A 22,038-nucleotide genomic window follows, 5' to 3' on the forward strand; every position below is an offset into this window, starting at 1 on the left:
TTATGTCTATATTTTACCAAATTCTTTGGCTAAAGCCAACCGAAATTCATCTCCCACCTACTCATTGGTGCTATTCGCACCTTCACACTCCTTGAGGTTGGGAGACTTCTTTCGGAAAGTCGTTAAAGGATGTAAGGTAAAAGATATATGGGTATTACCGGCTACTAATAGAAATGTCGGAACACGTTAGTTTAAACTAACGTGTTTTTTCTAAGTGTGCCCAGTATGGGCATAGTCTATAGGGTGCAAGTCCCGAGCAGTGAAGGAAGAAGTTGCCATGTATGAACTTCAGAAAGAAGAGGTTAGGAAAAATCCTAATCATAACTTTAAATGTCACGCTCTGAAGAATAAGATTGTGAAATAATGTACTTACGCTAACGTGGGGTCCCGTCAGAAAAATGCGGATTTGCAACGTTAAGGGATTTTTTCTGACGGAAACGCCTATTTTAACAACGTTAAGGAATTCGTAATGGGCGAAGTTCCTTTGGATTGTGGCTACTTTCTGACCTGAAGTGGTATTCACCTAAGAAATTAATATGCTCCCAACCGAGTGGAGAAATATGAGGTAATAGTTCTTCGTTGAAATGCCCTTGGCTCTTTTGGTGTTCGAGTGCCTCCGTTAAATAAATCGTATTCCACACGCTAATGGCGTTAATAATGATATTTAAGGCGCTGGCACGTTGTAATTGATGCTGCATTGTTCGTTCTCGCAGCTCGCCTTGTTTCCCAAAGAAAATCGCACGTGCTAGCGCATTCATTGCCTCACCTTTGTTCAAGCCCTTTTGAATTTTCCTTCGTAGTGCCTCATCTGAAATATAGTTTAAAATGAAAATCGTTTTTTCAATCCGTCCCATTTCTCTTAAAGCTGTCGCTAAACTATTTTGTATTGCATAAGAGCCTAGCTTGCCCATAATGAGAGAGGCAGATACTGTTCCTTCACGTAAAGAGTGTGCTAAACGCAAGCATTCGTCGTAATTTTCCCGAATGATTCTTGTGTTAATTTGACCACGTAAGAGTGCATTTAATTTGGGATACTCTTTCATTTGTTTAAAAGTAAATAGCTTGGCATCCGATAAATCTCGAATTCTTGGCGCAAACTTGAAGCCTAATAGATGTGTCAAACCAAAAATTTGATCTGTGTAGCCCGCTGTATCCGTGTAATGCTCTTCAATCATTAAATCCGTTTCATGATGCAATAAGCCATCTAACACATGAATCGCATCTCTTGAATTAGTATGAATAATTTTAGTGTAATACGATGAGAACTGGTCACTTGTAAAGCGATAAATCGTGGTGCCTTTTCCTGTGCCATAATGCGGATTGGCTTCTGCGTGTAAGGAAGAAACGCTAACTTGCATACGCATACCATCGGAGGAAGATGTTGTACCGTCTCCCCAATACGAAGCCATTTTTAACCGGTGTTGATAATTCACTAAGGTCGCTTGTGCGCGATTCATTGCATCTTCATGCATACGCCAATGAGCGACATTTGCTAATTGTTTATAGGTTACACCTGGTGTTGCATCAGCCATTTTACTTAAACCAATATTGGTCCCCATACCAATTAAAGCAGCCATAAGCAACACCGTTTCCTCTTTGTCGGGTTTCCGATTCGACGAGGCGTGTATAAATTGCTCATGAAAGCCTGTTAAATACGCAACGTCCATTAAGAGATCCGTTAATTTAATGCGTGGTAACAGCTTATATAAACTTGCACTATACGCTTGTGCCTCTGCGGGAATATCTTTTTCTAATCGAGCTAACGATAAGCGTCCTTTTTCAAGTGAAACGCCATCTAAGTCTTTTAAATTAGTAGTTAACCATTTCAAACGTTCCTCTAAGCTTGCCATTCGCTCTTGCAAGTACTCTTCATAAGCAATAGGGACAGCGAGTCGCGTTTGTTGTTTGTCAGCCTGCCACTGTTCTGCTGTAAACAAATATTCCTCAAAATCTCGGTATTGCTTACTTCCTTCAATGAAAATATCCCCAGCTCGTACGTGCTCACGTAATTCGGTTAAAACAGCCATTTCATAATAGTGACGATTAATGGAGCCGTCTTCCTCATATAAATGCTTTTTCCATCGTGCAGAAATAAAGTTGATAGGTGCATTGTTAGGCACTTTTCGTTTCCCCGCATCGTTCATCTCACGTAATAGCTCAACGGCTTCTAGTAAAGGTTCATTTGCTTTTGTTGAACGAAAATCAAGTACACGTAACAACGTTGGTGTGTATTTACGAAGGGCATAAAAGCGTTTTTGCAGCAAGTCTAAATAATCGTAATCGGATGGTCGTGCAAGCTCCTTTGCTTCTTCAATGGACGTAACAAATGTATCCCATTCTAAAACGGATTCTAATACATCAAAAACATTCAAGTTCTCTTGTTTTGCCTTAATAAGTGCCTGTCCAATATTTGTGAAATGAATAATTTTTTCGTTTAATTTCTTGCCGTTTTTCCGCTGGATTTCTTCTTGAGCTTTACGCCCTTTTGATAATAAGCTTAAAATTTGCCGGTCATGAATTTCAAAGGCTTTATCTGTTAATTCCTGTGCCAGCTGCAGCAAGTACACAACTAAAATGGCGTAGCGTTTGTTTTCTTTAAAATTACGAAACGCATACGGCTCATAGCGTGTACCAAGTCGAGCGAGCTGGCTTAACCGGTTTCGATGAATCGTATGTAATGAACGGTCATTTAACGCCATATCCCGTATAAATTCTAACCGTTCAATAACTTTTAAAAAGGTATCTGGTGAAGGGAACCCCATCGGCTCTTTCAGCCAGCCAAGCGGTGTTTTATTCGATTCTGTTGCACTCGCTGGCACAACCAATGTTTCTAATTTCTCTATTTGCGTAGGTGTTAGCGCATAATAAATCTGATTAAATATCCTTTCTTCAGCTCGGTCACGTGTTTCCCATACAACCCGTTCAAGCGTTGTTAAGGCAGGAAAAATGATTTTCTGTTGGCGTAAGTAGTCAAAGCATGCATTTAATAAATACATCGAATCCCCATTCTCTAAGGCCAGTGGTAGCAGGTGCTTTGAAAGCTGCCGATATTCCTTACTTGTGAATTCCTGATAACCGTACGCTTTACGAATTTCTTTTAAGTGATCCCATAACGTATTTTCTCTTTGCCCATAAGAATGAATGGCTGCTGCTGGGACATGGATTTGTTGGGCGATGTACTGGATAACACTATGTGGAATGCTTTTAAGATGCGTGTAAGACCAACCCGGATAGCGTAAAACCGCAAGCTGTACGGCAAAGCCTAAGCGATTGTCCTCACGTCTTCGTTTTAAAATGATGGCCAAATCCTGCTCTGAAAACGTATAGTATGTCCCTAAAATCCAGTCATCCGTTGGGATTTGCATGAGTTCAGTTCTTTGATTGTCAGTTAGTAGTTCCCGTCCTCTTGAAGTTTTCATGATTCACCAACCTTATTATTAATAATAAAAACAGTAAGTCCACTGTCATTCTAAATGATAGTGGACTACTTAGGGTCCTGCCGACAAAACGTGGGTATTGTACACTATGGTATTTTTAGAAGGATAAATTCTAATTTCTTTTACTTTAAGAGGAATATTAACATACAAAACAATATGAACGTGACTTGCATTTGTAATATAAAAATCCCCCTACTTTTTATAACGTAGAGGGTTTGTAGTTCTATTCATCTTCCAAAATAATTTCTCCTGCTTCAATTCCTTTTAGAACTTCTTTCCAACTTTCTTCTGAAAACTTACTCTTATCCGATAATTTAACCGCAGAAATTTCTGAATATCCGCCTGGACTTTCTGTTTTATTTTCTTTTTCTGAGACTAATGTTGCAATCTTATTTTTTTCCTGATCCACTTCTTTTGATACAGATGGTGTATTTTCTTTGGCTAATGTAGAACCTAATACTCCAATGCTTCCAAGCGTCAATAATGCAACAGAGGATAAAGCAATAACCGATTTACTCATTTTTTTAACCTTTAACATTTTTATCAATCTCCTTTTTAAATTCATTTGTTTAGTCGAAAAAAAAGCCCCAACAAAATGGGATTTAGATTGCTCGTTTGCCCTTTCAATCATATTCAGAATGGTTTCACCATATTTTTTCCTTTCAATGTGGGACATCTTCATTACAACTTCTTCATCACAAGATAATTCACACCATACATGCATCTCTTTTTGTAATAAGTAAACAAGTGGATTGTACCAATGTAGAATAGTAGCAATTAGCATGGCCCTATTAACCCATAAATCTTTTTTCTTAAAGTGGGTCAATTCATGTTTAATAATCAGATCCAATTCATCATTTGGAATCTTATACATAGGCAATACTATAAACGTTTTCAAAATCCCAATTAAAAAAGGACTAATATTACAATGACTATAAACAAGTTTGATTTCAGCCGAGATGTTCATTCTTACCATATTTTTATTAAGAAGGTGTTGCACTTTACTTTCTTCAGGCACTAGAAAACTAGCTATCTTCATCTTCTTTATAAAGCTCTTATACGAATAAAAAGACCAAACACTTGTAATAAATACTCCTACAACCCAAATAGCAAATAAAATTTGGACAAATGTCAATGATAAAGATAGTGTGTTCTGATGTACAGACTGACTCCCATAATATATATCGGTATTTACTTTTCTGAAATTGGAAAGTAGTTCAGGTATCATAAATACTGGAACAAGGAAAAAGAAGAGAGTCAGTTTCAAGCTTAAATAACTCCACTTCGCAGAGAGTGAACCTTTTGTTACGTATGTTATCAAGATGGAAAGTAATAGAACTCCACTTCCACCCACTGACAATGCAATTAATACCTTGAGCCACTCATTCATTATCAAACCTACTTATCCGAAAACCATTTTTTGAGTTCATTCAATTCATCGGAAGGTATCTTTTCATCGTATAGTGTTACTAAAAAGTTCTTGACCGAACCTTCATACATTTTATCTAAGACACTTTGGGCTTCTTTCTTTTTATACTCTTCCAAGGAAAGTAGGGGAGTATAGATGTTTGATCGTCCTTCTCTTTTTACTGATAGGACCCCTTTATCAACAAGTCTTGATAAAAAGGTGGCTATCGTTTGGCCCTTCCAACCTTTTCCTTTTTCTTTCGATGCAATATCTAACAATACATTAGATTTGACAGGACAACCAAATTTCCAAATAATTTCCATTATCTCCATTTCTGTATCAGATAATTTTTGAAAATCATTCACTGTCTCACCCCCATATAAGTATGTATTTTTTAAAAACCACTACATTGTGTAGTAGGTTAAATATACTACATAATGTAGTATATGTAAAGTCCAAATTTTGTTTTGGGGACCCAATTTCTTTCACCAGGGGAATCTATCACAAACGATTGTTTTTGAGACAGTTTTCATTTCAGTAATTTTCATTCGTATTTCTAGCTAAATGCTGTTTCAAAACTTTGCTCAAAATCTATGTTTCAAAAAGCCCCCTTTGTGATATAGATTTGTATATCAAAGGGGGAAAACGATGGCTTCTTATACTTATGGCTATGCACGAGTGAGTACACGACAGCAGGAATTGAATCGACAGTTAGATTTATTGAAGCAGTACAATTGCCACGAGATTTTAACTGAGAAATTATCCGGAACGAAAACAGATCGTCCAGAATTAAACCGGCTGAAGGATAAATTGCGACCAGGAGACATGGTAATCGTAGAAAGCTTTTCTCGGTTAGGTAGAAGTACAAAGGATTTAATTGAATTAGTTGCGTATTTTGAAGAACGAGAGATCAAGCTACTGAGCATTAAAGAAAACTTTGATACTTCAACACCACAAGGGAAATTAATGATGACGGTTTTCCAAGCATTCAGCCAGTTTGAACATGATTTAATTGTCCAGCGAACGAAGGAAGGTTTAATTAGTGCTAGAGCAAGAGGGCGTCAAGGTGGGCGTCCGAAAGTGAATGAACGAGAGCTGAAAAAAGCCCTCAATTTATATAGATCCGAACAGTATAGTGTGAGTGAAATTGTTGAAATGACAGGGATTAGTCGTGCTACACTTTATCGCTATTTAAAACAAGAGCAGCCCAACAGTTAACGTTGTGCATGCTCTTGTTTTGTGTCCATTTTTCCTTAACGTTGTAAATCCGCATTTTTCTGACGAGACCCCTTTTAGCGTTGTGTTTTCATATTGGTACGCAGCTTTTTAATCGCGCCCGTTAAACAACAAACAGTAATGGTACTATAAAACGCTAAGTAGGTAATCCACACCGGTAGTGTAACACCTGTCATCTCCTGAAAAACTTGCGTCAATTCAGGCGTTGTGAGTGTAATAATTAAAGCACCTGGGTTAATAGCCGCAAATAAATAAGCTAAATAGCCACCTACTATTGGCGCAACGCCCGACTGTGTCATAATCATGCTAACAAAAAATAAAAAAGCTGTAATGGCACCTAAAAAAATCATAGCCCCGTACGTTGCAATCATCGCAACAATTGTTTTTTTCGTAATGGTCGAAAAGAAAATCCCAATACTCCCTATTGCTACAAGCGTGACAAAATAAAAAGCAAATGTCGTTATCATTTGACTTGGTGATACCCCACCAAATAAAAATACTAAACTATAAATCGGTAAACCTGCTACGAGCATTAATACAATAAAGGCGATAGAAGACAGTAGCTTACCAATAATTAATTGAGCTGAACTTTGTGTAGTCGTTAATAAGATATTTAGCGTTTGTTTTTCACGTTCACTACTAATCGCGCCTGCTGTGACACCTGGCGTAATAAACATTACTAATGCCATTTGCACAATGCTTAATAATACAAATAAACCATAACTCATCGTCGGCTCAATATAACCGTGGCCTTTAAAATCTGTAGCGATTAAAACGAAGCCCGTAATAAAAATACAAAGTACGGCTAAATAAAATAAGAGACCTGAAAAGCTTTTAAATGAACGAAATCGCAACTTCATTTCCTTCATCAACATAGGATTATATAATTTATCCATCATGCTAAGTCCGCTCCTTTCGTAATAGCCATAAAGACATCCTCTAAATCTTTTTTCTGCTCTGTAAAGCTTGTAATAGCAAGGTCAGCAAGCATAGCCTCACGCAATAACTCTGTTTGCTCCACTTTAGTACCACTGAAACTAAACTGCAGTTGCATAGCAGCATGATCTACAAACATGGCACTAACGAGTGGGTTACGCTCAAAAAAGGCACGCGCTTCTTCTAAGCCGTAACTTAGTTCTACAAAAATATGGGCATCGCCTTGTAGCTCTGCTTGAATTTGAGCGACATTGCCATGTGCAATTAAGGTACCGTTATCAATCACACCAATTTCGTCACACATCTCCGCAAGCTCTGGCAAAATATGCGATGAAATAAGCACCGTCTTGCCTAAATCTTTAAGGCGATGAATAATATCACGCATCTCAACACGCGCTCGTGGATCTAAGCCTGAAGCCGGCTCATCTAAAATCAACACATTAGGATCATGAATGAGTGCTCGTGCTAAACAAAGACGCTGTTTCATACCGCGTGATAATAAATCTACATACTCATAACGCTTATCTGTTAAATTTACGAGTGCTAATAGCTCTGGTATTAACTTTTTTCGTTCACTCGCTTTAAGGTTATAACTTGCGCCGTAAAAATCTAAATATTCATCTACTTTAAGTTGATCATATACACCAAAGAAGTCCGGCATATAACCAATCTCCTTGCGTACAGCTGCTGGCTCTCGTACGACACTTTTACCATTAATTAGTGCATCACCACTCGTTGGTGAAAGAAGCGTAGCTAAAATCGAAAACGTCGTAGATTTACCTGCGCCGTTCGCACCTACAAAACCAAATACCACACCGTCCCCTAATGTTAAATGTAAATCATTTAACGCATAGAAGTCGCCGTAACGCTTCGTTAATCCTGTAATCTCAATCATTGCGCCACTCCTTTCAATTCAACAATTGGTAACTCATACCACTCATGCTCCGGTCCTGTTAGCAATAATTTAATTTGATTGCCATCGATATAATCTTTGCTACTTGCAGTAGGTGCCATACGCTCAATATCTTCATAAGCTTGTGTCGTGGCATTCCAAATGCTAACCTCACCTTGCGTAGCATTTGCTTCTACGGTAATTTGTTTAATGCTTGCAATATCTTTCACCATTTGTGCTGGTACTTCTAACGTCATAACGGTTTCTTTACCTTCAAAATACCACTCTTCCTCATCCACAGAGGACGACGTATAAGCCGTAGCGGTTTGTAAGTCATAAAGTTGTTTATTCATCACTTCACTCGTAATAGAGAAATCGCCCTGCAATTGTAGTGTAGCTGTAATCGGTTGCGCTAAATAATTAATCATTTTTTGTTTGGCTTTGCCTTCATAAGTTAAGCCTATAAGCGGCTCATCTGTCCACCCTACTAAAATTGGTGACTGTAAGTCTTGCGTTTGTAAAACGGCTGCTTCGCTTACCATTTGATGAAGTCTTTCATCTAAATCTTGCTGTGGCATTGCTGTATACTGGTATGCTTCTAATGCTACTTGTCCTGCTTGTAAATAATTGCTCGGAATTTCAGCAGACACTTGTAACGTTGCACCCGCTTTAATGGTGCCAAGGTGAATACGCTCTTTCCCTGTAGCAATCGCTACATCTTGAACATCGAACGGAAAATTATTTTTGACCGTTCCTTCAACTCTTCCATCTGCCACAACTAAGCTTGTGTCAAACTTGCCTAGCTTAGGGATAAAACTTTCGCCTTGAATTTGTTGTACCGACCAATAACGTGCATCTTTAAAAACGACTTGCTGACCTTTTGTGTAGGCAGTTTGTGCGTTTGCACCCAAATTGGTTGCCTCCATAGCAAAAGCTGTAGTTGTATCATCAAAAGTAAAACTAAAAGTACCACCACGATTTGTTAACAGTGATGTCATATACGTGCCTGATAAACTACTGTCTTCATTAATGACATAGCTTGCTACTTGTTGTGTTTGTGGTTGACGAATGCGATCTTTAGCGCCGAAACCAAATAGAGTGATGGCGACAACAACCGCTAAGGTAGGAATGATAACCCAAGCATACTCACGCTTGTCTAACTTTTTTAATACCATATATAAAATTGGTCCAACGATAATGACATATAAAATAATCGCGAGTAAAATACCTGAAGCTGAAACTTCAAAAGCCTCAAATGTTGCATTAGCAGTACGGTAATACTCAGCTACATTTGTAGTAGCCATTACTTGATGTTGCATATCAACAGCACTTACCAACCACTCACCATAAGCTTGGTTGTTATGATATGGTTGATCGCCAATGACAAAAGCAAATTGTACAACTTTACCTTTACCTAATGGCTTTTGAGCAACTAATGTCTCTCCTGTCCCCGTCGTTTTTACTACAGTAGCACCTGGCTCAAGTGTTGTCATATACCCCGGGATGGTCAGATTCTCACTAATCGTTAGCTGTTGCTTTTCAGCTTTTTGCAACGGCATATGCGCATTTAATTCACCTAATGTTGTCGGTGTTGTACCAGCAACTAACATGCCACCGTTTCGTACCCAAGCAATAAGTGCATTTTGCTGTGCCTTCGTTAAATCTTGAGTGGCTACATCATCAATAATGAGCACATTAGCAAGGGCCAACGCTTCAACATCTTGCGGAAATGTTTGTGTTGTTAAGGCGACTTCCACACTATCTGCAAGTTGTTTTTTTAATTGATCGGATACCGCCTGTAAACGCTCTCGGTTCGAAGTTAATGTAAAAATAAACGGCGTATCTTCTGGATATAATTGTGGTTGCGTAACTAATTGATACGTTGCACTTACCTTTTTCCCTCCTTCAATACCGCCATCATAAAAAGCAATAATTTTTGGCAACATTACTTTGGGATTCTCAGCAATTTGCGAGCCATTTAAGTTTACTGTAATTTTCTTCTCTTCACCGCTCGCAATATTTAACGGCTGTGCTGTTGTTACCTCTCTATTATTTTTTTCAGATTTTACTACCATATCACCTAAAAAATCTTTACCTGTATTTTTAATTGTAATTTCTGCTGGCGATAGTGCACCATACTTCAATTTGTCCGTAACAGAAAAATCCACTTGTACTTCTATCGTCGATTTCGCTGCTACATGCATCGTCGGTAATAAAATACTCATTACGATGAGTACTAATGTTAAACGTAGCCATTGTTGACGCATAAATGTTCACTCCTTATTTTATATGTGGTTATAGTGTAAACGCTATAAGCTGTAAAAAGGTCCATTGTTATAAAGCTTTAATATTTTTTTCAGAACTTAATAAGAAAGCGTTCGCCTATTAAGCGAACGCTACTCATAAAGTCCATATAAACATCGCGCATGATTTTGTACTACTTCCGAAAATGCTTGTACTTGGCGTAGTTCGAATGCCGATTCGTAACCGATTAACCACGTATCTCTTGTTAAACCTAGCTCTTTATCATTATTAATGAGTGGGATTTTATTGACGTTTTCTTCACCATTTAATGTAATGGAAGGTAAAATAGCGTAGCCAATGCCGTTCATCGCCATTTGCTTACACGTTTCAATTTGATCTACTAAAATTTGACGGTGTGGATTAGAAGAAAACTGATGTTGCCACCACTGCTGGATTTCTTGATAATAATTAGAATCACTCTTAAACTGAATAAAAGGACGTTGCGTTTGCAACACATCCTCTAAAGTTTCAAGCTCACGGTCTACTAAATACAGCGTATCCCTAAACAAGTGCACCTTAGGCCCTTTCCAATCGACTTGACCTCGAACAATACCGACATGTGCCTCACCATCATAAAGCGCTCGCACAATTTCTGAGCTCCAGCCTGTCATTAAGGAAATTTTGGCATCCGGAAATTGACTGACATATTCCTTTAATACTTTAGGTAACCAATTTTGCCCGATGATTGACGCGCAAGCAATTTTTAAAGTACCATTAACCTTTGTTGTTAAGCCTTGTATCGTTTCAAAAATTTGCTCACGTTTTTCTAACACTTCATTCGCATGCGCAATAACAAGCTCTCCTGCTGGTGTTGGTAACAACCCTTTTTGTGAGCGAATAAACAGCTGCGCATTCCATTCTTTTTCTAATGTTTTAAGACGTTGCGACAGTGCAGGTTGCGTTAAAAAAAGGCGTTCCGCTGCCTTTCTCATATTGCGTTCTTCCGCTAAAATTTTTATGAGCTTTGCTTCTGTAACTGCTGTCATTTCACTACTCCTTCACTTAAAAAAAAGATGCCCCTAATGGCGCATCTTTTTATGTGGAATATACATATTTTTTTAATTGTTTTAATACAACACGGCGTGTTAAAATACCCATAAACATACCATCTTCATCTACCACGCACAAAAATGCATTATTAATGACTAGCTCTAGCGCTCGTTGGAATGTATCTGTATACTTTAATGTCGCCACATCTTTATCCATAATAGCTTCAACTTTAATGCCACTTAATTTATCAAATTCAATATGTTCTAACCCTAATATCGATTCTGTAATCATTTTCATACTCAATAGCCCTTGTAAACGGTACTTCATATCAAGCACAGGAATCGCTGAATAGCCTGTTCGTGTTAGCACGAGTAGTGCATGCTCTGCATTGTTCATGCTTTGCACATGTGCAACCTTCTCAGATGAAATAATAAAGTCTTGAATCCCCATGTTTAATAAATCTCTATTCTTCGAAACAATCATAGTAGTCTTCTCCTTTATCGCCCTCTCATGAGAACAGGTCAATCACTTCCTATCATACCATAATTATTAATAACGCTATATTGAAATCACTGACTTTTTTAGAAAGGATGTGTATTTAACCATTGTCCGCCATCTAACGTAACGCATTCGCCGTTCATATAGCGTGCTTTGTCAGACATAATAAATGCCGCTAAGTCACCAATCTCCTCTGGCGTCCCTAAACGTCCTAGCGGCACAGATTGAATCGTCCGTTTTGCCGCTTCTTCGGACTCCCATAACTTCTCAGAGCCACCCGTACGCTCGATAGGCCCAGGTGCAATCGCATTTACACGAATACCATACTGGCTACCCCACTCAACCGCTAATGTGCGCGTCAGCGACATGACACCTGCTTTCGCTGCTGCAGAATGCACTACCCCAGCTCCTGCGCCCCATGCATAAGTAGCTAACATATTAATGATACTTCCCTTTATTTCTTTCTCAATCCAATAGTTACCGACAGCAGAAGTACAATAAAAGGTGCCGTTTAATACGATGTCAATAACAGCTTGCCAACCATTAGGCGATAACTTTTCAGCTGGCACTAAAAAATTACCCGCTGCATTATTCACTAAACCTGTCACTGTGCCGAATGTGTTATCAGCAAATGCCACCATAGCTTTCGCTTGCTCTGGATCGCGCACATCCATCGCAAATGTAGCAATATTTTCGCCTTCACTAATAAAAGCTTTAGCTTCTTGCAAACGTTCTTCATTTCGACCTGTGATTACTACGTTAGCGCCCTCTTTCACAAATTGCTTAGCCATGTACAAGCCCATGCCACTAGAGCCACCTGTTACGATAATTGTTTTTTCTTCTAGCATTGCGTCATCCCCCTCTATTAACTGAATATTCATTCATAATCGTACTACATCACCAGCGTTTTGTCATACAAAAATATCTCGAAAAATCTTTTTTATCATATTTAAAATCAATTTTTTCTACAAAATTCAAAAAAGCTATGTATTTATTTTCATTTTTCGATTACCATTATCAATAGATAGAAAGGGTGTTTACGCATCATGTTTCCATTGTTACAACAAACTTGGCTTGTAATAATAAGTCTAGCGGTACTAACTTTAGTCGGTTGTACGCCAGAAAAAAATCACATTGTGAAAGAAAATCACACGTATCCCACAGAAGCTACATTCGGTCACTTACATATCGCTTTAAACGAAAGTTTACCTTACACCTCTGATGCACAAATATTTTATCAAGGGGTTGCTGTTACTTTAACGAATACCAGTAATGAGGCTATTAACTTACCATCAATGTTTTCGCGCATAACTGTTTTTGACACCACTGGGCAGGATATTACAAACCAAATCGACTGGCAAACAACAGATGAACACGGTAGAGATCTCGCTTCGTTAAAAAAAATCGCACCTAACCAAACGATAATCGGACATGTGTATTATAGAAGCGAAGCAACACCACATACTATCATGTTGACGCATAAAAAAAAGCCGCAACAGTTGCAATTGCCTCCATCACCTACCGTACCAATAGCGAGTGCTAAAAAACATGCGCTACCTGATGATGCCGTCGAGGCTAAAGTGCAAGTAATTCGTACATGGTTTAACCAAATTGAAGCGAATGCTCAAGCAAATCAAATGAATGTACAACATATTGATAATATCGTAACTTATGACGCTGAAGCTTATCGCAAAGTAACATACCATTATCAAGAAATGACATATCATTTTTACTACATGAATGATGAGCTATTTTTCGCTTATACTTATCCTAATGTTGAAGCCGTCGCTTCAGAAAACCGCTATTATTTCCAAGATAATATGTTGATTCGTTGGATTAAAGCAGATGGTACAACGATTAACCAAACCGCTGGCAATACAAGCGCTAATTTTTTACAACAAGAAGCTAATATTAAATTTTTAGCTAATAAAATAAAAAACAGACGTCACTAAAGTATAGCGACGCCTGTTTTTTTATTGTAAGTTATTCTTCATTGACAATTGCACTTAATGCTTCTTGTAAGAAAATTTCTTGGCTGTTTAATAAATTCGCATCAAGACCGCGATCTGCATCCTTATAACGGTATTTACTATCCGCCCCTTGCACACGTGCTTTCGCTGTATCCGCAATTTGTAAATCCATAATATGCTGAATACGCGCTTTCGCTGCCGCATCATAAATTGGGAATAAAATTTCTACACGCTTAATCATATTACGTGTCATCATGTCGGCTGATGATAAATAAATCTTCTCATCACCATTATTATTAAAGCAGTAAATGCGTGAGTGCTCTAAGAAGCGACCAACGATTGAAGTTACGGTAATATTTTCACTAATGCCTGGGATGCCTGGGCGTAAACAACAAATACCACGAATGATGAGCTCTACCTTCACCCCTGCAATTGACGCCTCATACATCTTCATCATTAAATCTTTATCCGTTAATGAATTCATTTTTGCACGAATGCGGCCATTGCCAAATTGCTTATGACAAGCAATTTCATCATCAATTAATTTAATAAATTCATCACGAATATCAAATGGTGCTACGACCAAATGGTTAAATTTAGGTTTTTCTGTATAACCACTTAAATAGTTAAAGAAGTTTGTCGCATCAATACCAAACTCTTTATCTGTAGTAATGATACCCATATCTGTGTAAATTTTAGCTGTTGCATCATTATAGTTACCTGTACCAAGGTGAACAAAGCGCTCAATTTTACCTTGACGACGGCGTACCACTAACGTGATTTTCGAGTGTGTTTTTAAGTTATTCATACCATAAATAACCAAGCAACCTGCTTGTTCTAGCTGTTTCGCCCAATGCACGTTGTTTTCTTCATCAAAACGTGCCTTTAACTCTACAAGTACCGTAACTTGCTTACCATTCTCTGCTGCTTGTTTTAACGCTTGAATAATTGGCGAGTTACCACTTACACGATACAGCGTTTGTTTAATTGCAAGCACGTCTGGATTAACAGCTGCCTCAGCAATAAAATCGACGATAGGTGCAAATGATTCATATGGATGGTGGAAGAACACATCTTGTTGTAATGATTTTTCAAAAATATCTTCATCTGAACATAAATCTAATGGACGCTGTGGAATAAAGCTCTCATACTCTAAGTGCTCACGACCTGCTGAAATCGCCTTCACAAACGGGAACATGAATGTTAAATCTAACGGTCCATCAATATGGAAGACATCCGCTTCTTCAATTTCAAATTCTTTCAGTAAATAAGCGAGTACTTCGTCACTCATTTCACCTTTTCGTACTTCTAAACGGCTTCCTACGCCCCATTTACGCTTTTTCAATTCTTTTTCGATTTCTACAAGTAAATCGCGTGCGCCTTCTTCATGAATCGTTAAATCAGCGTTACGTGTTAGACGGAAGGCTTGTGCCGACTTTACCGTATAGCCGTAGAATAATTGTTCAATATGTTTTGTAATAACGTCTTCTAATAAAACAAACTCACTCTTACCTTCTTCAGTTGTCGGTAGTTCAATAAAGCGTCCTAATACAGATGGCACTTGTACTACAGCTACTTTTTGGCGATTTTCTGGATCGGCATCCTCTTGTTCTAGCAACACTAAAATATTTAACGTTTTTCCAAGCAATGTTGGGAATGGACGGTACGCATCTACTGCTACTGGTGTCACAACTGGAAAAATTGTCTCTGTAAATAATTCATCGACATAATTATTTTGTTCCGCTGTTAATTCATTAATATCTTTCATAAAAACATTATGTTCTGGTAGTAAATTATGTGTTAAATGATTGTATACTTCAGTTTGACGCTTAACTAGCGCTTGCGTACGTTCTGCGATACATGTAAGTTGCTCTGTTGGTGTTAACCCTGACTTGTTTTCAGGTTTATGAAAGCCAGCACGTACTTGATCTTGTAACCCTGCTACACGTACCATGAAAAACTCGTCTAAATTCGAGCTGAAAATCGCTAAAAATTTTAAGCGCTCTAATAATGGGTTATGAATATCTTCCGCTTCTTCTAATACACGCTCATTAAACGCTAACCAGCTAAGCTCACGGTTATTATAGTATTCAGGCTTAGCAATCTCCTCTAGTAAATTCGTGTGATGGGCTGTTTCGTCAATGATTTCTGTCATCATTTATTCAATCCTTCCTCGTTATAATAAATATGAATATCTTCTTTAATGACACGCTCTAAATGTTTTTTATGGCGTTCTGCTTGGTATTTTTCAGCCGCTGCATTTTTTTGCAACTTAGCAGTTAAATGTACACCGTCCGCTGCGCGTGTAAGTGTAATATCTTGCACTACACCACGCTTTGACACAGTAAAAGCATACGCAAACTTTAACATGGCACCGAAGTCTCGAAGTTTATGTAATTCATCTTCCTCTAGCCATGATTCAAATGGTTCTACAAAGTGAGAAAAATAATCTTTATTTTTATAGGATGCCAGCAGTGCTACTTTAATACGCTCTACGTGGTCTAACCCATCAATTGCTTGATTAGCAATTAAGTAAAATGTATGTTGGCTCGAAGAACTTAGCTCGATATATTCGCCTATCGCAAAAACTTTAGCAGCTTTACGGATTAGCTCCTTATCTTCCTCTACATACGTAAAGAAATTTAAACGACAACATTCGTCGTACATTTTTTCAGCTAACTGGACTAAATTGGCTACTTCAACGTCGCTGCGCCGATATTCCGCCGCAAGTTGCTTAGCATGAATATCAAACACATGATACTTATCAAACGCTGTTGGATCCTTTTGTAAAATGCGCTCCATAACTAACCCTTCGCGTAAACCTTTTTTCGTTAATTGGAAGCGTGTTGTATTAACGATTTCTAACAAAATACGGAATACAGAAAGTGCGGGTACGATAATATCTGCACGATCTGAAGATAACCCATCAAGTTGTTTGAGCTCTTCATACGTCATATTACCTAAGAAATCATTTAATTTTCGTAAATCTTGTGCGGTCATTTCATACCCATGAACTCCAGTTAACCCATAATTTTTTCGTTGTTGATGTACTTGCGCAATATTACGCGCACTGCCACCAATTCCGATAACAGGCAAGCCGCAATTTGTAATCCATTCAATTTGCGCAAACTGCTCACGCACAAAGGCATTAAGCTTTTGTTGCTCATTTGTAGACAATACTTCACCTTTGACAAACATTTGTTTCAACGACACCGTACCGAAAGGAAAACTATGTGAGTAGCACAATTCCTTATCTTTAAATAGTGTAATCTCGGTACTGCCACCGCCGATATCAATCGTTACAGCAGATGGCGTTGCTAGTGAGTAAGCTACACCTAAAAAGCCATAGTAAGCTTCTTGTTCTTCCGATAGTAAATCTATTTTCAACCCAAGCTTGTCAGACATTCTGGCCATAATTTGCTCACGGTTCGTAGCTTGTCGAATCGCTGCAGTAGCTACAACACGGACGTCGCTCACCGAAAAATCTTCTAGCATTTCCACAAAATCCTGCAAAGTATGCTCTAATAAGTCGATGCCTGCTTCTGCCATTTCTCCAGAAGGTAAAATATGTGTACGCAAGCGCGCAACTACTTTCATATTTCCTAGTTCATGGAGACCTTCACGTGTATCATAATCGTAAATTACAAGACGCACCGTATTTGAACCTATGTCGATAATTGCTGTCTTCATTTTAGTTTGCATAAAAACGCCCTTCTTTCCGCTTGGGATGTGTAAAAAAACACGCTAGGGTGCAGTTCACCATCTAACGTGTTGTTTTACTTATACGAGATGGATTGCATTATAAAATTAATTGGTCAATACGTAAAATTAATTCTGCAATTTCTGGTTTACTAATTTGATCTTCTGCACCTACGCGCTCACCTTTATGGCGAAGGTCATCGGTAATTAAACTTGAGAAGATAATAACAGGTAACACAGCAAGATCTGGATGTTCTTTAATTTTTCGTGTCAGATGATGCCCATCCATTTGTGGCATTTCAATGTCTGTAATAATAATCTGCACATGTTGCGTAATATCTTTATTTGGATCTGCTTTGACGAGTGTTTCTAAATAGTTATAAGCATCTCGCCCATTTTCAAAGAAGTCGACATTACCATAGCCTGCCTCACTTAGCGTATCATGCAATAGTTTACGCAGTAATGGTGAGTCTTCAGCTACGACAATTTTCTTATCAGAACGATCACGCTTCCCTAATTTTTTAACCGATTCTACACTAATGCCTGAATCTGGGTTAATCTCTAGCATAATGCGCTCAAAATCAAGCAGTAAAATCATTTGATCATTTTGTTTAATGACGCCGATAACTTGTGATGCGCCACCTTGGTACATGTCTGAAGGTTTTTCAATTTGGTCCCATGAGATACGGTGAATTTGCGTTACATTATCCACATGGAATACGACACGCTGTTTATTAAATTCTGCTACGATATATTTTTGCTGCGGGCTACGTTCTACATCTTTAATACCTAGTACTTTTAACATATCTACTACAGGTAGCACTTCACCGCGCAATTGAATAATCCCTTCTACATGTTCATGTGCATGCGGCACAAAAATAACAGGGATAGGCTGAATAATTTCTTTCACTTTAATAACGTTAATACCAAATTTATTATTGGCCACATCAAACTCTACAATCTCTAGTTCGTTTGTGCCACTTTCGAGTAAAATTCCCGTTTGTTCCAAGAGAGTCGCCCCTTTACGTTAAATGTTTGTAATATACCTTAATTGTATCACAGACACGACATTTCTCCTACTTGCTAATTTACTGAATTATCCTTTACGCGCAGATGAATGAGCAAGCCAATAACCGTCATAACAATTAGTGTAGAAAGCGCAATGCGGCTCGCTAGCGTTCCATAATCACGCAACATAAAAGTGACCGTTCCGTAAACAGCAGGACCAATGATAGATGACACCTTACCTGAGAAGGCAAATAGTCCGAAAAATTGTCCTCTTTTTTCCTCTGGCGACAATTCAATGATAAGTGTACGTGAGGTTACCCACATAGAACCTAATGATACGCCGAATAAACTCCCCGCAATCCAAAACATCCATGACTCAGTTGCAAAGACCGCTAAGGCGAGGGCAACAATCATTAATAGTGCTACTAACGACACCGCTTTATGTGCGCCTACTCGTTTAGTAATAAGACCAAAAATAAACGATCCAATGATAGTGGAGATAGTAGAAACGAGGTAAAGTATAATAAACTGGCTAGAACTAAAGCCAATAATTGCTGTAGCATACACCGCCATCATAGCAATCGTTGTAGCAATCGCATCATTTAAAAAGAAATAAGCAATCATAAAAGTGAAAATTGTACGATGCCCTTTCATCTCTTTAAAAGTAGCAATAATATCTTTATAGCCATCAAAAAACTTAAAAGGCTTACGCTGCTCTTTAGGAATCGGCGTGTCTTTATTAATAAAAAACAGTGGTAACGAGAATAATAAGTATAAAACGGCCGTTGGAATAAAGCTGCGGTGGAAGTCCGAATCCCCTACATATAAATACACTAATAAACCAACTAGCGTGCCAAAATAGCCTACCGCTACGCCAAAACCTGAAATGAGCGGCATCTCTTCTCGCGTACCGAGGTCTGGCATCATCGCATCATAAAAAACGAGACTTGCATTAAAGAAAAATTTTGCGATAACGAAGCTAGTAACGACGAGCAGTAAGCTAAGTGGCACACCCTTATAGGCGTAAGCAAATTCCATGGGTGCTAAAATCCCCATCATAAATGTAAAGAAAATAGAGATGGATGCAAACCATACGATAAAGCGTTTTTTATAACCCGTCTTATCGACCATCACACCGAATAGCGGCGAGAAGATAACTAAAAATAAGCTAGCTAATGCATTGGCATACGAAATAAAAGTGCTCGCTACTTGTTGCATAACTTCATTTTTCCCAAGTACTTCATCCATATAAAAAGGAAAGAAAATCGTATTAATATTTGATGAGAAAATGGTATTCGCAAAATCATAAAACGCCCAAGATAAAATAGGGAGCGATAAATATAGCGCATACTGACTTCTTTGTTGTGTCATGCTCAGCCCCCACTTTCTTTTTGTACTATCTCACACACCGTTTTATTTGTCGCGTGCACTTGAAAATCTTCAATTGCTTTTTACACCTGCTTTACAATTCATCATAATAACGAATTAATGCTTGTGTACCTTCCTCACCGTAACCCGCTGCTAACAGCTTCGTATACATTTCATGCGCTAATGCTAGGCCTGGTAACTCGAGTGCCATGCGCTCACTTTCTGCAAGTGCAATACCTAAATCTTTAACGATATGTTTAATATAAAAACCTGGCGCATAATCGCCCTTTAACATGCGCGGTGCAAGATTTGTCAGCGCCCACGAACCAGCTGCGCCGGTAGTAATCGAGCGCAAGACGTCTTCCATCGTTAAACCTGCCTTTAGTCCGTAAGCGAGTGCTTCACAGACGCCAATCATACCTGATGCGATTACAATTTGGTTGCACATTTTCGCATGCTGACCAGCGCCCGCTTCCCCTTGGTACACAATCGTTTCACCAAAGCAAGTTAACACAGGATAAACATGATCAAACGCTGCTTTATCACCGCCTACCATAATTGATAGCGTGCCGTTTTGTGCGCCGATATCACCGCCTGAAACAGGTGCATCTAACACGGATAAATTTTTAACTTTCGCTTCTGTATAAAGTGTTTGTGCTAATGTCGGTTCGGACGTTGTCATATCGATAATAATCGCCCCTTGTTGTGCGGCTTGAAAAATACCTGCCATTACTTCTTTAACATCTTGAGGATAGCCGACCATTGTAAAAACTACCTCTTGATTTTCAGCGCAAGCTTGAGGCGAATCAGCCCACTTCGCACCAGCTGTGAGTAGTGGTTCAGCTTTCGCTTTTGTGCGCGTGTAAATTGTTACTTCATGTTGTGCTGCTAATAAGTGTTTGACAATACTTGCCCCCATAACACCCGTACCTATAAAACCGATTTTCATCATTTAGCCCCCTTTGTAAAAATAGTAGTTGAAAATTCCGAAAAATACAAATAACAAAAAGAGGTCAACACATTTATGGACCTCTTTGACATACATTAAGCTCGTGCTTCTTGTAAATACGTATAAACAATCGTAGCACCTTGATGGGCTTCGCCTCTAAAATGTTTAAACTTAGGATGAGCAATCAACACTTCTCGAAACGCTAAAAAATCCGCTTTTGTAATCGTTAAACTGGCGATTTCTCCTGCTTCAAGTTGCGCTAATTGTTGTGTATAGTCCGCCATACGTTATTCACCTCGATTCTCTCGTTGCATGCAAATTTAGCAAAATACTTTACCTTTTGTAAAAAATCAGTAGACTATAAGTAGTAGCTGTTAAAGGAGCTGACAAAAATGACTGATAAAAAAGAAGAAGAAGATATTATCGTAGCCCAAATTGGTGACATTATCGAATTCCGTGATGGTCTACAAGGTATCGTTGAAAAAATCAATGAAAATTCCGTTATTGTTAATTTAACATATATGGAGAACTTCGAGCAATTAGGGATGGAAGAGCGTACTGTCATCAATCATAAACGTTACACTATTATTGAGGAAGCACAGTCCTAATCAACGCTTTGTTCAAGAGCTTGCCATTTTTATTATTCATGGTAAGCTCTTTTTTTGTTAGTATAGTAAGCGGAGGTTAATGAAATGCAAATTACAAATAAACAAAAAGGTACATTAGTCTTCTCCTTATTATTTATGTTTATTATGCTCTACATTACATTTGATAATAAGGCGGTCTTTTGGTATCTGTATACCTTCACCATTTTGGTAAGTTTAGCAATTGCCATCTTACATGCAAAATTTTACGATGAGTTACCTACTTGGCACTATTTATTATTCGGTATTGGCTATGGTACTGTTTCTTACGGTATTATTCGCGCATGCTATGAGTTAGCACCGATCTTTTCTTTTAAAGTGGCAAAACCAATCGCGAGATTTTTACAAGATTTCGCACCTGCACATATTGGCCATTACGTTTTACTCATTTTTATTATTATTATTGGTGAAGAACTTTTTTGGCGAGGTTATGTCCAACAATTGCTTAAAGGTATGATGAAAACAAGCCTTGCCGTCGTTGTTACCGCACTCCTTAGTGCTATGGTACTTCTACCGAGTGGGTTTATCCCTGGGATGTTGGCTGCATTTGTTGTAAGTATACTATGGGGCTTTTTATATGAATGGAAACGAAGCATGCCCCTCATTATTATTACACATATGGTTTTTATCCTTTTACTGTTTCTCGTTTTACCTTTACAATGAAACTACTGCTAGTTAAAAACGTTCTAGTAGAATAAG

Annotated in this window: 18 protein-coding genes and 1 pseudogene; 4 read left to right on the top strand and 15 right to left on the bottom strand. The window is 38.3% G+C overall.

Annotated elements, in window-relative coordinates; genetic code table 11:
* Window positions 1-455 precede the first annotated feature (455 nt).
* The 3 genes from DDE80_RS03045 to DDE80_RS03055 all read right to left on the bottom strand — a co-directional run bounded on the left by DDE80_RS03045 (window position 456) and on the right by DDE80_RS03055 (window position 5,210).
* The gene (locus DDE80_RS03045) at window positions 456-3,419 is read right to left on the bottom strand and encodes a Tn3 family transposase (protein WP_108306213.1); all 2,964 of its coding nucleotides are present in this window, start codon (window positions 3,417-3,419) and stop codon (window positions 456-458) included.
* A 241-nt stretch (window positions 3,420-3,660) separates the two neighbouring features.
* Entirely contained in the window at window positions 3,661-4,827 is a 1,167-nt protein-coding gene (locus tag DDE80_RS03050) for a M56 family metallopeptidase (RefSeq protein WP_108306214.1), read from the bottom strand.
* A gap of 8 nt (window positions 4,828-4,835) precedes the next feature.
* Window positions 4,836-5,210, bottom strand: coding sequence for a BlaI/MecI/CopY family transcriptional regulator (locus DDE80_RS03055; RefSeq protein WP_108306215.1), 375 nt, complete (start codon window positions 5,208-5,210; stop codon window positions 4,836-4,838).
* A 283-nt stretch (window positions 5,211-5,493) separates the two neighbouring features.
* Here DDE80_RS03055 and DDE80_RS03060 point away from each other — a divergent pair.
* Window positions 5,494-6,051, top strand: a pseudogene (locus DDE80_RS03060) (recombinase family protein); the annotation flags it as partial.
* Window positions 6,052-6,137: 86 nt separating this feature from the next.
* On the opposite strand, the gene DDE80_RS03065 reads toward DDE80_RS03060, so the two are convergent.
* The 6 genes from DDE80_RS03065 to fadH all read right to left on the bottom strand — a co-directional run bounded on the left by DDE80_RS03065 (window position 6,138) and on the right by fadH (window position 12,549).
* Entirely contained in the window at window positions 6,138-6,980 is an 843-nt protein-coding gene (locus DDE80_RS03065; protein ID WP_108306217.1) for an ABC transporter permease, read from the bottom strand.
* Window positions 6,977-7,912 (bottom strand): ABC transporter ATP-binding protein, encoded by a 936-nt coding sequence (locus DDE80_RS03070; protein WP_108306218.1) that lies wholly within the window; start codon window positions 7,910-7,912, stop codon window positions 6,977-6,979. Before DDE80_RS03070 ends, DDE80_RS03065 begins: the two co-directional genes overlap by 4 nt.
* Entirely contained in the window at window positions 7,909-10,176 is a 2,268-nt protein-coding gene (locus DDE80_RS03075) for a hypothetical protein (RefSeq protein ID WP_108306219.1), read from the bottom strand. Before DDE80_RS03075 ends, DDE80_RS03070 begins: the two co-directional genes overlap by 4 nt.
* A gap of 129 nt (window positions 10,177-10,305) precedes the next feature.
* A complete protein-coding gene (ccpC, locus tag DDE80_RS03080) occupies window positions 10,306-11,199 on the bottom strand; it encodes a transcriptional regulator CcpC (RefSeq protein WP_108306220.1) in 894 nt (297 codons plus the stop codon).
* A gap of 49 nt (window positions 11,200-11,248) precedes the next feature.
* Entirely contained in the window at window positions 11,249-11,686 is a 438-nt protein-coding gene (cbpB, locus tag DDE80_RS03085) for a cyclic-di-AMP-binding protein CbpB (protein ID WP_108306221.1), read from the bottom strand.
* Between the two features lie 98 nt (window positions 11,687-11,784).
* Complete coding sequence (fadH, locus tag DDE80_RS03090; RefSeq protein WP_108306222.1) at window positions 11,785-12,549, bottom strand: 2,4-dienoyl-CoA reductase; 765 nt, start codon at window positions 12,547-12,549, stop codon at window positions 11,785-11,787.
* Window positions 12,550-12,747: 198 nt separating this feature from the next.
* Between fadH and DDE80_RS03095 the strand changes: the two genes are divergently transcribed.
* The gene (locus tag DDE80_RS03095; protein WP_108306223.1) at window positions 12,748-13,653 is read left to right on the top strand and encodes a DUF4352 domain-containing protein; all 906 of its coding nucleotides are present in this window, start codon (window positions 12,748-12,750) and stop codon (window positions 13,651-13,653) included.
* Between the two features lie 31 nt (window positions 13,654-13,684).
* Here DDE80_RS03095 and DDE80_RS03100 read toward each other — a convergent pair whose 3' ends face one another.
* The 6 genes from DDE80_RS03100 to DDE80_RS03125 form a co-directional block, all read right to left on the bottom strand.
* Window positions 13,685-15,829 carry an RNA degradosome polyphosphate kinase gene (locus tag DDE80_RS03100; RefSeq protein ID WP_108306224.1) on the bottom strand — a complete coding sequence of 715 codons (2,145 nt, stop codon included), beginning with the start codon at window positions 15,827-15,829 and terminating at the stop codon, window positions 13,685-13,687.
* Window positions 15,826-17,373: a Ppx/GppA family phosphatase gene (locus DDE80_RS03105; protein WP_108306225.1), complete on the bottom strand. Its 1,548-nt coding sequence runs from the start codon at window positions 17,371-17,373 to the stop codon at window positions 15,826-15,828. The genes DDE80_RS03100 and DDE80_RS03105 overlap by 4 nt, the downstream gene beginning before the upstream one ends.
* A 97-nt stretch (window positions 17,374-17,470) precedes the next feature.
* A complete protein-coding gene (locus DDE80_RS03110) occupies window positions 17,471-18,379 on the bottom strand; it encodes a chemotaxis protein (RefSeq protein WP_108306226.1) in 909 nt (302 codons plus the stop codon).
* 74 nt (window positions 18,380-18,453) lie between these two features.
* Complete coding sequence (locus tag DDE80_RS03115) at window positions 18,454-19,749, bottom strand: MFS transporter (RefSeq protein WP_108306227.1); 1,296 nt, start codon at window positions 19,747-19,749, stop codon at window positions 18,454-18,456.
* A gap of 91 nt (window positions 19,750-19,840) precedes the next feature.
* A complete protein-coding gene (locus tag DDE80_RS03120; RefSeq protein ID WP_427901792.1) occupies window positions 19,841-20,695 on the bottom strand; it encodes an NAD(P)-dependent oxidoreductase in 855 nt (284 codons plus the stop codon).
* A gap of 95 nt (window positions 20,696-20,790) precedes the next feature.
* Complete coding sequence (locus DDE80_RS03125; protein ID WP_108306229.1) at window positions 20,791-20,979, bottom strand: hypothetical protein; 189 nt, start codon at window positions 20,977-20,979, stop codon at window positions 20,791-20,793.
* 108 nt (window positions 20,980-21,087) lie between these two features.
* Here DDE80_RS03125 and DDE80_RS03130 point away from each other — a divergent pair, with 108 nt between their 5' ends.
* Together DDE80_RS03130 and DDE80_RS03135 are read left to right on the top strand one after the other, a co-directional pair.
* Window positions 21,088-21,303 carry a YkvS family protein gene (locus DDE80_RS03130; protein WP_108306230.1) on the top strand — a complete coding sequence of 72 codons (216 nt, stop codon included), beginning with the start codon at window positions 21,088-21,090 and terminating at the stop codon, window positions 21,301-21,303.
* A gap of 84 nt (window positions 21,304-21,387) precedes the next feature.
* Window positions 21,388-22,002: a CPBP family intramembrane glutamic endopeptidase gene (locus tag DDE80_RS03135; RefSeq protein ID WP_108306231.1), complete on the top strand. Its 615-nt coding sequence runs from the start codon at window positions 21,388-21,390 to the stop codon at window positions 22,000-22,002.
* The last annotated feature ends 36 nt before the right edge of the window (window positions 22,003-22,038 follow it).

Origin of the sequence: Metalysinibacillus jejuensis (assembly GCF_003057615.1) — a bacterium.
Classification (GTDB): Bacteria; Bacillota; Bacilli; order Bacillales_A; family Planococcaceae; genus Metalysinibacillus; species Metalysinibacillus jejuensis.

What these genes read in the sequence shown, in the direction of transcription:
- DDE80_RS03045 (WP_108306213.1), bottom strand. Translation starts at nt 3,419, where the DNA reads ATGAAAACTTCAAGAGGACGGGAACTACTAACTGACAATCAAAGAACT.
- DDE80_RS03050 (WP_108306214.1), bottom strand. Translation starts at nt 4,827, where the DNA reads ATGAATGAGTGGCTCAAGGTATTAATTGCATTGTCAGTGGGTGGAAGT.
- DDE80_RS03065 (WP_108306217.1), bottom strand. Translation starts at nt 6,980, where the DNA reads ATGATGGATAAATTATATAATCCTATGTTGATGAAGGAAATGAAGTTG.
- DDE80_RS03070 (WP_108306218.1), bottom strand. Translation starts at nt 7,912, where the DNA reads ATGATTGAGATTACAGGATTAACGAAGCGTTACGGCGACTTCTATGCG.
- DDE80_RS03075 (WP_108306219.1), bottom strand. Translation starts at nt 10,176, where the DNA reads ATGCGTCAACAATGGCTACGTTTAACATTAGTACTCATCGTAATGAGT.
- ccpC (WP_108306220.1), bottom strand. Translation starts at nt 11,199, where the DNA reads ATGACAGCAGTTACAGAAGCAAAGCTCATAAAAATTTTAGCGGAAGAA.
- cbpB (WP_108306221.1), bottom strand. Translation starts at nt 11,686, where the DNA reads ATGATTGTTTCGAAGAATAGAGATTTATTAAACATGGGGATTCAAGAC.
- fadH (WP_108306222.1), bottom strand. Translation starts at nt 12,549, where the DNA reads ATGCTAGAAGAAAAAACAATTATCGTAACAGGTGGCTCTAGTGGCATG.
- DDE80_RS03095 (WP_108306223.1), top strand. Translation starts at nt 12,748, where the DNA reads ATGTTTCCATTGTTACAACAAACTTGGCTTGTAATAATAAGTCTAGCG.
- DDE80_RS03100 (WP_108306224.1), bottom strand. Translation starts at nt 15,829, where the DNA reads ATGATGACAGAAATCATTGACGAAACAGCCCATCACACGAATTTACTA.
- DDE80_RS03105 (WP_108306225.1), bottom strand. Translation starts at nt 17,373, where the DNA reads ATGCAAACTAAAATGAAGACAGCAATTATCGACATAGGTTCAAATACG.
- DDE80_RS03115 (WP_108306227.1), bottom strand. Translation starts at nt 19,749, where the DNA reads ATGACACAACAAAGAAGTCAGTATGCGCTATATTTATCGCTCCCTATT.
- DDE80_RS03120 (WP_427901792.1), bottom strand. Translation starts at nt 20,695, where the DNA reads ATGAAAATCGGTTTTATAGGTACGGGTGTTATGGGGGCAAGTATTGTC.
- DDE80_RS03125 (WP_108306229.1), bottom strand. Translation starts at nt 20,979, where the DNA reads ATGGCGGACTATACACAACAATTAGCGCAACTTGAAGCAGGAGAAATC.
- DDE80_RS03130 (WP_108306230.1), top strand. Translation starts at nt 21,088, where the DNA reads ATGACTGATAAAAAAGAAGAAGAAGATATTATCGTAGCCCAAATTGGT.
- DDE80_RS03135 (WP_108306231.1), top strand. Translation starts at nt 21,388, where the DNA reads ATGCAAATTACAAATAAACAAAAAGGTACATTAGTCTTCTCCTTATTA.